The sequence below is a fragment of the Runella sp. MFBS21 genome (assembly GCF_029433105.1).
Lineage (GTDB): Bacteria > Bacteroidota > Bacteroidia > Cytophagales > Spirosomataceae > Runella.
The window spans coordinates 35,118-48,410 of sequence record NZ_JARNTW010000032.1 but is presented as its reverse complement, the minus strand read 5'-3'; the positions used below and the strand labels follow the sequence as shown (position 1 = coordinate 48,410).

13 protein-coding genes are annotated in these 13,293 nt (G+C 39.1%); 7 read left to right on the top strand and 6 right to left on the bottom strand.

Annotated features, from left to right (window positions below; all coding sequences use genetic code 11):
* The first annotated feature begins 284 nt into the window (after positions 1–284).
* Positions 285–740 carry a GNAT family N-acetyltransferase gene (locus P1X15_RS30920; RefSeq protein ID WP_277341973.1) on the top strand — a complete coding sequence of 152 codons (456 nt, stop codon included), beginning with the start codon at positions 285–287 and terminating at the stop codon, positions 738–740.
* A gap of 177 nt (positions 741–917) precedes the next feature.
* On the opposite strand, the gene P1X15_RS30915 is transcribed toward P1X15_RS30920, so the two are convergent.
* Positions 918–1,514, bottom strand: a complete 597-nt coding sequence (locus P1X15_RS30915) for a pseudouridine synthase (protein ID WP_277341972.1) — start codon at positions 1,512–1,514, stop codon at positions 918–920.
* Between the two features lie 165 nt (positions 1,515–1,679).
* Here P1X15_RS30915 and murA point away from each other — a divergent pair, with 165 nt between their 5' ends.
* From murA to P1X15_RS30885, 6 genes are all read left to right on the top strand, one after another.
* Positions 1,680–2,987 (top strand): UDP-N-acetylglucosamine 1-carboxyvinyltransferase, encoded by a 1,308-nt coding sequence (murA, locus tag P1X15_RS30910; RefSeq protein WP_277341971.1) that lies wholly within the window; start codon positions 1,680–1,682, stop codon positions 2,985–2,987.
* Positions 2,988–3,002: 15 nt separating this feature from the next.
* Positions 3,003–3,860, top strand: a complete 858-nt coding sequence (locus P1X15_RS30905; RefSeq protein ID WP_277341970.1) for a hypothetical protein — start codon at positions 3,003–3,005, stop codon at positions 3,858–3,860.
* A gap of 190 nt (positions 3,861–4,050) precedes the next feature.
* On the top strand, positions 4,051–5,841 hold the full coding sequence (locus P1X15_RS30900) for a DUF1080 domain-containing protein (RefSeq protein ID WP_277341969.1): 1,791 nt from the start codon (positions 4,051–4,053) through the stop codon (positions 5,839–5,841).
* Between the two features lie 13 nt (positions 5,842–5,854).
* Positions 5,855–7,102 (top strand): MFS transporter, encoded by a 1,248-nt coding sequence (locus P1X15_RS30895; protein ID WP_277341968.1) that lies wholly within the window; start codon positions 5,855–5,857, stop codon positions 7,100–7,102.
* Positions 7,103–7,157: 55 nt separating this feature from the next.
* Positions 7,158–7,382, top strand: a complete 225-nt coding sequence (locus P1X15_RS30890; protein ID WP_277341967.1) for a hypothetical protein — start codon at positions 7,158–7,160, stop codon at positions 7,380–7,382.
* A 78-nt stretch (positions 7,383–7,460) separates the two neighbouring features.
* Positions 7,461–8,195, top strand: a complete 735-nt coding sequence (locus P1X15_RS30885) for a PLDc N-terminal domain-containing protein (protein ID WP_277341966.1) — start codon at positions 7,461–7,463, stop codon at positions 8,193–8,195.
* 410 nt (positions 8,196–8,605) lie between these two features.
* Here P1X15_RS30885 and P1X15_RS30880 read toward each other — a convergent pair whose 3' ends face one another.
* From P1X15_RS30880 to P1X15_RS30860, 5 genes are all read right to left on the bottom strand, one after another.
* A complete protein-coding gene (locus P1X15_RS30880; protein ID WP_277341965.1) occupies positions 8,606–9,145 on the bottom strand; it encodes a hypothetical protein in 540 nt (179 codons plus the stop codon).
* Positions 9,146–9,480: 335 nt separating this feature from the next.
* Complete coding sequence (locus tag P1X15_RS30875; protein WP_277341964.1) at positions 9,481–10,104, bottom strand: hypothetical protein; 624 nt, start codon at positions 10,102–10,104, stop codon at positions 9,481–9,483.
* 164 nt (positions 10,105–10,268) lie between these two features.
* Positions 10,269–10,847, bottom strand: coding sequence for a hypothetical protein (locus P1X15_RS30870; protein WP_277341963.1), 579 nt, complete (start codon positions 10,845–10,847; stop codon positions 10,269–10,271).
* 171 nt (positions 10,848–11,018) lie between these two features.
* On the bottom strand, positions 11,019–11,573 hold the full coding sequence (locus P1X15_RS30865) for a hypothetical protein (RefSeq protein WP_277341962.1): 555 nt from the start codon (positions 11,571–11,573) through the stop codon (positions 11,019–11,021).
* A 267-nt stretch (positions 11,574–11,840) separates the two neighbouring features.
* Positions 11,841–13,274: a RagB/SusD family nutrient uptake outer membrane protein gene (locus P1X15_RS30860; protein ID WP_277341961.1), complete on the bottom strand. Its 1,434-nt coding sequence runs from the start codon at positions 13,272–13,274 to the stop codon at positions 11,841–11,843.
* Between the last annotated feature and the right edge of the window lie 19 nt (positions 13,275–13,293).

Here is a 13,293-nt window from a genome sequence, read left to right as displayed (position 1 = left end):
TTGGCCTTGATTGACTATCAGGTAATCACTGTACAAATCAAATATTGGAGATAGAAATTCCATTTCGCTTTTTTTCGTAAATTTAATTACTTTGAAGAATTAGCTAACTCTTGTGCGTAACATGAGTAATTAATTCACTGCAAACTACAATAGCCTCATAAGTAGAATGAAAAAATGGGATAAATTTGGCAAAAAATGGGATGAATTTCGGAGTGTGCGCTGTTTTGGACGCATTAATGGTCGGATTACTGTTGCATTAAAAAATACTTTTAAATATAAATTTTATGAATATTCGTCCTTATTGTATGGATGACAGAGAACGCCTCTTAGAAATATTAAGAGAAAATATTCCTCAATATTTTGCCGTAAACGAAGAACAAGATTTTATTGATTATCTCAATCATCATTTAGAGCAATACTATGTGCTTGAAGTAGAAGGGACAATACAGGCGTGTGGTGGTATTAATTTAGGCAAAGACGGTATTACGGCTGTTATATCGTGGGATGTGGTGGCACGTCAGAGTCAGGGCAAGGGCTATGGCAGGGCTCTGACCGTTTTTCGGATAGAAAGGATGAAACAAATGGAAGGTATCAGCAGGGTATCGGTCAGGACGTCGCAATTGGTATATCAATTTTATGAGAAATTTGGATTGCAACTTCGTGAAGTGGTGAAGGACTATTGGAGCGAAGGTTTTGATTTATACCGCCTTGATTGTGGTCTAGACCAAACTACACTTTAGCTGTAAAAAATATACCATTCATCCTTTAACTTCGTCGTTTCATGGATACTTCTAGCTATTGGTGAAGACATTTTAGTAGGTTTGAATCTTCATAGCATCCGTAACATCATAGGAAATTTTATATTTGAACTGGGTAATGGTGAAAAGTCTTTGTCAATTGGCGGAGACTTTTTTTGTTTAAATAAATCCTAATTTCTGAAAAATCTCTTCTTCCGAAATTTCCTTTACTTCAAAAGGCTGGAGTGTACCGAGAGTTAGGGATTCGATAGAAATTCGAATCAGACGAAGGCAACGATGATTGACGGCTGACATCATTTTTCTGATTTGTCGAAATTTACCTTCCGTAAGCGTAATTTCTAGCCACGTGCTAGGAATATGGTCAGGGTATTGCCAACCGCTTTCAAACAAATCGGCGGGTTTTTCAACGACGGTTACTTGGCAGGGGGCAGTTTTATAAATGCCTTGGTCTCGGACTTTTATTAAAACCCCCTCGCGTAGTTGATGTAGCGCTTGGAGAGATATATTTTTATATACCTGAATAAGATAGGTGCGCTTGTGAGGGCGCGTACCTTTAAAAAGCAATTGAGTCATTTGCTTGTTAGTGGTCAAAATCAGCAGCCCTTCCGAAGTGCTGTCGAGGCGTCCAATACAATGAGTACCAAGTGGAAAATCAAATTTTAAATCTCCCAACATCATTCCGCCTTCCGCTCCTACAAACTGTGAGTGCATATTGAATGGCTTGTTGACAATAAAATACCGATGAGAAGAAGGCATAAGAAAATGGAATCAAGAAAGTGTAAAAATAGCGGTAAGTCTTGAATGATAGCGGTAGATGGGTTATTGATTTTTTGCCATATTTTTTTAAAAATTGATAGCTTTGTACCCAACATTTGATTTATTGATTTCTCATCCCAAACTCCTAAAGTTTATTCTCTTAATATGGCTTCATTTAAAATAGCAGGTGGTCGTCAAATGAAGGGCGAGATTACGCCTCAGGGCGCCAAAAACGAGGCATTGCAGATTCTGTGTGCGGTGTTGTTGACGAAAGAGCCTGTTACCATTCATAACATTCCTAATATTCGAGATGTAAATCAACTCATTGATTTGCTGGGAGATTTGGGCGTAAAGCGTACGCGATTGAGCGATAGTTCGATTCGGTTTGAAGCTTCGGATGTTCATCTTGAGTTTATGGAAACCGAAATGTACCGACAAAAAGCGGCGGCATTGCGGGGGTCGGTGATGTTGTTGGGGCCGATGTTGGCACGTTTTAAAAAGGGGCGCATTCCGCGTCCTGGAGGCGACAAAATAGGGCGCCGTAGATTAGATACCCACTTTTTAGGGTTTGAGCAGTTGGGCGCAAAATTTGATTATGACCCCAATGATGGCGGCTTTTATCAGGTGGATGCTAGCCAATTGAAAGGGGTATATATGCTGCTGGATGAAGCTTCGGTAACTGGTACGGCCAATATCCTAATGGCTGCCGTAATGGCGGAAGGAATCACCACTATCTATAATGCCGCTTGTGAGCCTTACTTGCAGCAATTATGTAAAATGCTTAACCGCATGGGGGCCAAAATCAGCGGTGTAGGCTCCAATCTACTCACTATTGAGGGGGTAGCCCAACTGAATGGTACGGAGCATAGTATGCTGCCCGATATGATTGAAATCGGGTCGTTTATCGGAATGGCGGCCATGACCCAAAGCGAATTGACCATCAAAAACTGTTCGGTGCCTGATTTGGGAGTGATTCCTGGTGTGTTCCAAAAATTAGGCATTCAGATGGAGTTTAGAGGAGATGATATTTTTATTCCTGCACAAGACCGCTACGAAGTAGAGACTTTCATAGACGGCTCGATGCTTGTGGTAGCCGATGCTCCTTGGCCAGGGTTTACCCCAGATTTGTTGAGTATTGTACTCGTGACGGCGATTCAGGCAAAAGGAACTGTACTGATTCACCAAAAGATGTTTGAAAGTCGCTTGTTTTTTGTGGATAAACTCATCGAAATGGGCGCGCAGATTATCCTCTGCGACCCGCACCGCGCTACTGTAGTGGGACTCAATCGTGCTACGCAATTACGCGGTATCCGAATGACTTCGCCCGATATTAGAGCAGGGGTATCGCTTTTGATAGCGGCCATGTCGGCCAAAGGGGTGAGTATTATTGATAATATCGAACAAATTGACCGTGGATATCAAAACATAGACACGCGTCTGAATGCCATCGGTGCCGAAATTGTGAGATTATAATATCAGTTTTAGGTGATGAAAACCCTGTCCTATTTAGTAGTATTTGTCTTTGTTTTTCTTATCCTAACAGGGTGTAAGAAAGAAGATGCCATCTTACCACTATATGCGATTGGTTTTGACGGTAAAACAATGATTGTAGCTCCTTCATCGAAGGTAAGTATTAAATTCAATCAGCGCGTGACTTGGACCATTTCCGGCGGAACTGCCATTCAAGACTCCCAAGATTCATTGGTTTATACTGCACCTGCTAGCGTTGGTGTTTATCGCATGACGGTAAAAAATGAGCGTGATTTAGGCGATAGTATAGTCATGAAAATGGTGGTTACGCCACGAGCTAGCATTCTGAAGGCATTACAGAAAGGAGGGTATTCGTTGGTTTTTCGTCATGCGGCGGCTGATGTAGGGGCTGACCAATTTTCATCCACACAACCAAATTGGTGGAAATCTTGTGATGCTAATTTAGCCCGTCAGCTCAATGACCAAGGTAAAAAAGACGCTGTAGACATTGGAAAAGCCCTTCATGTATTGGAAGTACCGGTGGGAAGAGTATATACGAGTGAATATTGTCGGTGCTCTACGACGGCCGATTTGATGAATTTGGCAGTAGCTGTACAACCGTCAAAAGACCTAACTTATTATGTGTATGATGAGGCCAACCGCTATAACAACACCTTGAAACTAGCAGCAGAGCAGCCCATTGATGCTAAGAATACAGTGTTGGTAATTCATGCTGGTTTTTCAACTATGCCAAGCCCTGCGCCTATGAATGGGCTGGGTTGGGGCGATGCGGCTATTTTTCAGCTAGCGGCGGGGCAGGCGGCTCGTTATATTACTACAATAAAAGTAAATGAACTGATAGAATTAAGTAAATAGTGCTCAGTTTTTTCATTTTGCAAGACTTTCCAAGTTTGTAAAACTACTGATTATCAAACTTATAAGTATAAAACTTGGAAAGTCTATTTTTGCATTAGTACTTAAGTAAATAGTGCTCAGTTTTTTTCATTTTGTAAGCAAATAATTAGAACCCAATCATACGTACCAAGCGGTACAAAATTTTTAAACAATGATACGCAAATTAATTCCCTTTTTTAGTCTCATTTGTGTGATTACTCAGGCACAAACAATCTCTCTTGATGACTTGAGTGCCTTCAAAAATCCCTCTTCCAATTGGTCGATTGTGGGAAATGCCACAGCTGATTTGAATCAAAATAATGTCATGACTACCACTCCGGGCAAAGGCGTGCTAGCTTGTATCCATCCAAGGGGTAAATACGGACGTGAATTTGATTTAATTTCTAACTTCGAACATGGCGATGCCGATGTGGAGGTTGAATTTATGATGGCCAAAGGCTCCAATTCGGGGATTTATCTTCAGGGACGTTACGAAATCCAATTATTTGATAGTTGGGGTGTTAAGCAGCCTCACGTCCATGATTTGGGCGCTATTTATGAGCGTTGGGATGAAAGCCGTCCAAATGGCCAAAAAGGCTATGAAGGTTATATGCCACGCATGAACGCTAGCAAGGCGCCGGGTCTTTGGCAAAAAATAAAAATTTCGTTTCAGGCACCTCGTTTTGATGCCAATGGTAAAAAAATCGCCAATGCCAAAGTTTTGAAAATAGAGCTTAATGGACAGATAGTACAGGAAAACGTAGAATTGTCGGGAATTACTCGTGGTGGTATGGAAGGTGAAGTAGCAAAAGGCCCTTTACTTATCCAAGGCGATCATGGAAGCGTGGCTTTCCGCAATTTGGTGGTAAAACAATACGGCACTCAAGTCCCTGCCTTGAAAGATATTAAATATACGGTATACGACGGGGTGATGATGGCGGAGCCTGATTATGCCAAAGTAAAGCCTGTTAAAGAAGGGACTGTTACCAAACTTGCCTATGACATGGCGGGTAAACCCAATGGATATTTGATTCGTTTTGTGGGTAAAATCGTAATCCCAGTAGCGGGTGAATATCGTTTCCAAACGGTCAACAATGGTGGAAATGCTACCCTTCGTATCAACAATCAAGAGCTGATGAAGTGGAAATGGTGGGATGGACAAGCCAAAGCGACTCTTCCGGCGGGTGAGCTTCCTTTTGAGTTTGTTTATAATAAAAACACCGATTGGGCCAAATCTTCGCTTGGATTCATGGTAGAAAGTGATTTCAACCGTGCCGTAGAGTTACATGCCTTAGGCTCTGTCAATATGAGCAATCCTACCAATCCTATTTTGGTAAAACCAGGCAGTGAGCCTACCGTACACCGCAGTTTTTTCAGTATCAATAATGAAAGCGTATCTCATGGTATATCAGTGGGCGAGCCTACGGGTATTCATTATGCTATCAATCTCGAAAAAGGAGCCTTGGCTCGCGTGTGGAAAGGAGACTTTTTGGACGTAACTCCCATGTGGAACGACCGTGGTAATGGTATGAGTATTCCGCAAGGAAGTGTACTTAATCTAAACAATCAACCTACTTTAGCGCTTCTTTCGAGCGACCAAGCCCCTTGGCCTACAGCCTATGGTGAGACGGATGGCTTTCGTCAAAGAGGATATGATATAGATGCGGCTGGGCGTCCTACTTTTAAGTATGATTTAGCTGGTATCAAAGTGGAAGACCAAATTCGTCCTGATGCAGAGAGTAAGTTTTTTACGCGTGAGCTTCGATTGACAGGTACTATCCCTGCCACGCTCAAATGCCGCCTTGCTACGGGTAAAGAAATCATAAAAATTAATGATAATACCTTTGCTGTGGATAAAAGTTACTATATTCAGGCTGACGGAGCGGCTGTAAGAAGTATAGGTAGTGAACAAGAGTTGATAGTACCCGCCTCGTCGAAGATTACTTATTCGCTGATGTGGTAACTAAACTCAACTCATGAAATATCGCTACCGTGCCCTAACTTTTTTGTTTGCGCTTTCGATTATCACTTTTCTTGACCGCGTTTGCATGAATGTCGTCAGCAAGTATGTCAAAGCAGATTTAGGTTTAAACAACGAAGAGTTTGGGTGGATTTTGGGGGCATTTTCATTAGCATATGCTTTATTTGAAATCCCGACGGGGGCCATGGGTGATGCCATTGGTCCCCGTCGTGTTTTGACACGCGTGGTGCTGTGGTGGTCAGGTTTTACTGCCCTTACAGGTACAGCTTTTAATTTCTTGTATTTATTGATTGTTCGGTTTTTGTTTGGCGTAGGAGAAGCTGGGGCTTATCCCAACGCCACTATTGCTATTTCGCGTTGGTTTCCAGCGGTAGAAGTAGGGCGGGCGCAGTCGGTGATTTGGGCGGCTGGGCGTATCGGCGGCGCACTTACGCCGTTGTTGGTGATTCCGCTGGTTCATGCCTTAGGGTGGCGTTGGGCGTTTGGGGTGCTTGGGTTGGTAGGAGCAGTATGGGCAATCGGTTGGTTTTGGTGGTTTAGAGACGAGCCTTCCCAAAAAGAAGGCATTAGCCCTGAAGAAGTAGAAGAAATAGAAGCAGGGCGGAACCTCAAACAAATGGATCATGCTATTCCGTGGAAGACAATTATCCTAAATCCCGACATTTGGGCGTTGATGCTCATGTGTCATTTGTTTTTTTACGGGGCTTATTTCTTTACCAATTGGTCTTCCACTTACTTTCAAGAAGGGCGTGGAATGACCGAAGAACAATCCAAGAATTTTATCTCACTGTCCTACTTTTTGGGGGCAATTGGCTGTGTGGTAGGTGGACTTCTGAGTGATGTTTTGTCTAAAAAATATGGACTTAAAATAGGTCGCAGAGCCGTCGCCATTACGGGTTTAGGTTTGTCAAGTTTTTTCTTTTTGGCTGCGGGATTGACCACCAACAATGAGCTTTCGGGCTATCTTTTGGCGGTATGTGTACTTACAAAAGATTTGGCACTGCCTGTTTCTTTTGCCGTGTGTGTAGATATTGGCAAGCGCAACGCAGGCACAGTGGCAGGTTCAATGAACTTCGCGGGACAAATGGGCGGTTTTTTTATCACTATTATCTTTGGTATGGTGGTCGAAAGCACCAAAAACTTCAATATCCCTCTGTATCTCATTGCGGGGTGCTTATTTGTGGCCGCGCTGCTTTGGCTAAAAATTGACCCTACCAAAACGGTAAATTTGAAAGAAGGATAAACCCTATAAAGAAACCTTTAAAGCATTAGGGTGATCAAAACAGCAACTGATTCGATTGAATCAAGCAACTATCGAAGAGCAGGGAGGAAGCTTGATGCCTCATTATTATTTTGTGTACGAAGAAAATCTTAATTATTTATTGGATTGTGTAAAGGCTGCAATTTTTGGAGTTTCTATTTATCTTTGTTCCATAATTATTGATAAAGATGCTCTGGACAATCGTAAAATCCTTCGCAAGGGATTCCGAAAAAAGACTATGGCATACAAAAAGCTTAAGTAAACATGCCCTATTGGGCGCTATCTGAAAATAAAAACTGAGAAATCTATATCAAAATTACCTCTCAAAAGAATAAGGAAAATGCCTGAATTGTACACGCCGATTGTTCTGATTCAAATGTTCTGTTTGTATTTAGCTTACAAAAGAAATGAGCACCAAAAATGGTTTTGGATTATTATTTTTTTTCCTGTAATTGGAAGTATAATTTATCTATTTGATACCTTTTATAGCCGAAGAAATGTGGAGAGTTTAGCAGAAGGGGTAAAGGGAGGTTTTATAAATAATTATAAAATACAAAAATTAGAAAGAGAAATAGTTTTTTCTAATACAGTTTCAAAAAGAATAGAGTTGGCTGATGAATATTTGCGAAATGATAATTATTTGAAAGCAGCAGAAATTTATGAATCTTGTTTAGAAGGTATTTATAAGAACGATACAGAGCTACTATTGAAGCTAATTAGAGTGAACTTTTATCTTCAAAATTATCAAAAAGTCATAGAACATGGAAACGTAATTGTAGGAGATAAATCTTTTAAGAATTCTAATGAAAAAGCCGCTTTTGCATGGTCTTTTTATGAAATAGGAGATAATGATAAAGCGGGCGCTATTTTTCGGGAATTAGATGTTAGATTTTCTAATTATAATCAAAGACTTGAATATGCAAAATATTTAAAAGTGTCTGGGAATGCTGTTTTGGCAAAGGATAAATTACAAAATCTAATCGCCGAAATAGAATCTATGGATAATCATGAAAGAAACCTAAAAAGAAAGATTTTTAAGCAAATTAAAAGCGAATATTCGAAAATTAATACTTAAGAAAATACAGTACTTCATAATACCTAGCCGGCAATAACGGGTTTTTGCTTCACATGAATATCATAAATTACTTTAAATAGATTATTAAACATCCATTTGTCAAATGCATCTACGGATAGATTTTTAAGTTTTTTAAGGTAATAAATGATTTTTTTTTCTTGAAAAAGCAGCATAGAATCTCGTGCCGTGAGGTGTGTATTGGGCTACTTCACGCTGTGCGAGACTAGAGAAATAGTGGTAAAAATAAAGGTGTAAACAGTAGAACGCATGAATAGAGGGTTTGAGGTAATTGGTTGTTTTAAGTTTTTTTACACACAGACCTACTACCGCAAATCTGTTTTTTGATATTGGTGACTATATTTAAAAGCTTACTCGTTCGATTTTTTTAGATTGAGAGATAGACCAAAGAATTAGAGGGTGTTCTCAGGTTCATCATCTGGCTTTCCGCGTCGATACCATGCCCAATTATTTGCATACCCTAATCGTTTGATTTCATACAAATCCGCCAAAGTATATTCATCAAAATAGGTTGTATCGTTAGCCCAAAGAGTTTCCGCATAGGAAGTAGGATTTTCTTCTAAGAAGGCAATGGCAAAATCCAGCATAAATTCACGATCATAACAAAAATCAAAATATATAATATAATGACAATCATCAGAAATGTGAGCTTTAGGATTGTATTGTTTGTCCTCAAACCAATTGAGAGTATAATGAGAGCACTCAATTACTAATGAAATAACCTCTTTTTCTGTAGGTTCAACACGTTGACACCAACCGTAGTATTTTTCCTTAAAAGGCTCTCCACCAATACCAAATGGCCAATTCTGTTTTTCACAGGCTTTAATAAAACATTGTTTTGTTACTCCAATAGATTGTTTAAAGGGAGAAAAAAAACGCAAATCTTCCTCCATCCACATATCTAAGCTGTAATTTAGGTCTTCTCGGTTCATTTTTTTAGGGTTTTACGTAAATCAGCGTCATCATCAATAATCAAAACTTTCGATTGGTGCTTTAGTTAGGGATATTAGCTACCCCTAACATAGGGGCCAATGTTTTGTATATACGGCGTTATGCGTTCTTTTCCAAACTTGGAGAGTCTTGATGATTGCGTTTAATGGACTTTCTAAGTTTTTTAGATTGGCTTTTCGTTAATTTATTTCCTTGGTGTAATGGTATTGAACAATGCATTTTTTCTACCTTTTTCCCATAGTCCTTTGAGGATATAGAAAAGGCTATGCTCCAACACTTGGAAACTATCATAAACCTAATGTGGCAGAAACACTCACTACTTTACAGAGCGCTCTGATGATGAATTATCGGGTATATCTTCTCGTACTCGCCAAAAATCTTCTCCCCAGTTGCGGTAGAGTTGAGAGGTATCTTTTAAATTCTTGGGAAATTTATCAATGTTTACTTCCCAAACTAGCCCTCTAAGAAATTCAAAAATATTCTCACTTAAAAATATTAATCTGGGTTCTTCGCCTTCATAGTCAATAGGTTTATTTGTTTCCAAAAAAATTTTATCTCTATTGTCTTCTCCGCATCCAACCATTAATATCTCTTGTCCAAAACACTCAGCAATAGGAATAAGATTCATTTCAAGGATTTTATCTGTTTTTTCAAACATATATTCCATCAAAAATGAGACTTGAGAAATATCAATAAAATTATATAAAATCACGTTAGGTGTAGATTCATAGGTAAGATTGCCAAAACCATTAGCCCTCTTAAAAGAATTATCAAAAACTTTTTCTCCTTCAATTAACCCCTCACTACCAATATAATAAGTATTTAAAAAAGCCTTGTAAATAGGAGGTAATGATAGAGAATTATTATCCTCATATTTTTTAAAGTCAAATGGATTTGACACCGATCTGACTTTGAGACATTCTAATGCTGTCTTTTTCATATTTTTTATTTATATTATCAAGTGTGTTCAGGCAAGAAATCTCGTAAATTATGTGGGTGAATTATTAATGTGCCCCAGTATATGAAGCACCTGCTGCCATAGTATAAATAATGGCTAGGATAGGTATCATAGCTCGTCAATCTTCATGATGATTTCATACGTATTTAATCCCCCTCTTCCTGTACTCGCCAAAAATCTTCTCCCCAGTTGCAGTAGAGTTGAGAAAGCTTATTTCCATTAAGATACAGTTCTTTAGGACGAATAGTGAATCCTCTTACAAATTCAAATATATTGTTCGCAAAGAAGATAAATCGAGGGTGTAAATCTGTTCTTTCTAAGAATATTTTATCTTGATTATCATTATTTATCCCAACCATAAACGATTGATTCATGTCATTATCTCCAATTAATAACAATCCCATTTTCCAAATTTCATCTTCTTTGGAATATATATCCGCCATAATAGGCATAAGTTCATTTAGTTCAAAAAACTCCCCTACTAAAATGTCTTCCTCATTTGATTCATAACTAAATTTTCCGAAATCTCTTATATCGTCTAACCTATTATCATAATATCTAAAGTCTTTGGTGTTTATAGCCCCTTTTCTAGTAATTTGAAAAGATTCTATAAATATTTTATATAAAGGAGGGACTTTTAGATGGTTAGCTGTTTCGAATTTAAAAATATCTATTTTGTCTTCTAAACTTCGTGTTTTAAACATTTCAAATCCGATTTTTTTCATATTTGTTTTTGTTAATAGTTTAGGAAATTAAAACAAATAAAAAGCTTGCAACTGATGATTAATAATCGCTGCCCCACTAGTATTTGTATGTGCTTTACAAAAGCCCTTATTGTGAACTTAGTAGAAAAATAAATTATAGTTTGTTACTTTTTATTATGATTTCATACGTATTTAATCCCTCTCTTCCCGTACCCGCCAAAAATCTTCTCCCCAGTTACGGTAGAGTTGTGATGTGTTAATATCTCTCATTTTTAAACTCATTTCAATGATTACCTCTTTGCACAAACGAAAAAAACTAAAAATGTCTTCACTAATCATTTGAATTTCAGGCCTTTCATGTCCTAAGTCGCCATTGAGAGACCATATTTCATTAACATGTTCTCCTTCTATACCCAATAAAATAGAGTCAGCTATATCAAATCTACCAATTAGAATAAAACCTTCTAAATGATAATCTAAGGGATTGTTTAAATATTTATATAACTCTTCTAAAATTTCCTCTTCTGAAAAAAAATAATAAACAGAATTTTCATATAGCTTATCAGCAATGGTTATAAAAAATCCAATAGAAGTTAGAGACATCAAATGATTGTCATAAAAAAGTTTTTGTTTTTGAATTCCTTTTAACCCTAGTTTATAGTTAGATATGAAATGCTGATATAGAGGTGAGATATGTTTAGTTAGTAATTTTTGTGAAAGACCATACTCATCTTTTTCTGTTAACATTTGGAGGCATGATTTACTAAGCATATTTGTGAAATAAATTAAAGTATTAAGTGTTTTTTATGTCAATTTTTCTTGCAAAATAACGAATATTGTCATAAGTTTTTTGCATATTTTTTATATTACGCTAGTTTTTGTATTGTTTTATAAGAAAGCCTTATTTGCCCCAAAAACCAATAGCAGCCCCATGTCATAGGACTGCTATTGGTGTATTTCTAATAATGATGGATATAGTCTAAATGGCCGAGTAATAGGCTTTCCTTGCCAACATTAATACCCCGGATTTTGCTTAATCTTTGAAGGATTAATATCTATTTGGCTTTGTGGAACGGCAAAAACGAGGTTGTTCTCCGTTAGATTGGCTTTAATACCAATCGCTTGTGCCTTGGCCGTAAGTACAGGAATGGCGCGGCCGGTACGTACCAAATCAAACCAACGATGCCCTTCAAATGCCAATTCCATACGGCGCTCTTGTTCGATAGCTAGGCGCATTTCAGCTTGGGTTAAAGTGCCTTTTGCGGCTAAACCTGCTCTTTGACGAATGCGATTGAGGAAAGGCAATGCTTCCGCAGGTTTGGCCGTTTCGTTGAGTGCTTCTGCATACATCAACAATACATCGGCATAACGTAACACAGGGTAGTTGTCTTCCGAATCACCACTGACAGTAGGCACATCCGAATATTTACGAACATAGTTGTACTCAACACGTACTCCTTGGGCATTGGTATAGCCTGTTGCCATTGAGGCATTTTGTCGCAAATCTCCCGCTTCGTAGGCATTCACAAAATCGGCGGTAGGACGGTTGTTTCCTCCTCCTCCAAACTGCACTACCGAATTACCAGAGTTTTCGGGCGCGTAGGCATTGGGGAGGCCGTTGCCTTCTCCGATAGAACCTTTTTTGTATTGAATATCAAAAATCGATTCTTTATGGTTTTTATTAGTGGCTTTGAATACATCGGCGTAGTTGGGCAACAAATCATACACGCCACTGTCGATCACCTCTTTGAGCTTTGTGGCAGCTTCGGCATATTGTTTACGAGTCAAATACACTTTTCCGAGTAATGATTTGGCGGCACCTTTGGTAGCGCGGCCTATATCTGCTCCCGTATATCGGTCGGGAAGGCTTGCGTCGGCTTCGGTCAAATCTTTGATGATTTGGGAATATACATCAGCTACCGCCGCTCGGTCATAGTTATATCCTTCGGCGGGGTCGGTTGTTTCTTTCAATACCAAAGGCACATCGCCAAATACCCTTACCAAGTTGAAGTACATCAGCGCCCGCAAAAACTTGGTTTCGCCAATGACCCGCTTTTTAAGGTTTTCGTCCATTGTGACCGCTCCAATCCGGTCGAGGATAGCATTGGCACGGTAAATACCACGGTAGCCGTCGTTCCAGCGAGTAGCTAAGAAAGGATTGGTGGTACGGAGGTAAAATTTATCAAATTCGTCTTGGTCGGTCACCGAGCCAGACAATACAGGCGTGGTGTCGTCGGAAGGAATTTCCGAAACTACGTAGTAACTGCCATATTGCCCCGAGGATTGAAGTGAACCATAGGTGGCGTTGAGGGCAATCACCATGTCGTTGCCAGTCTTATAAAAGGTAGCAGTACTGGTATTAGAAATAGGGGCAAGTGCCAAAAAACTCTCTTTACAACCGCTCAAACTTAGTACGACGGCGGTAAGGTATATGTATCTTCTTTTCATTGTGTTACCGTTTTGAGGA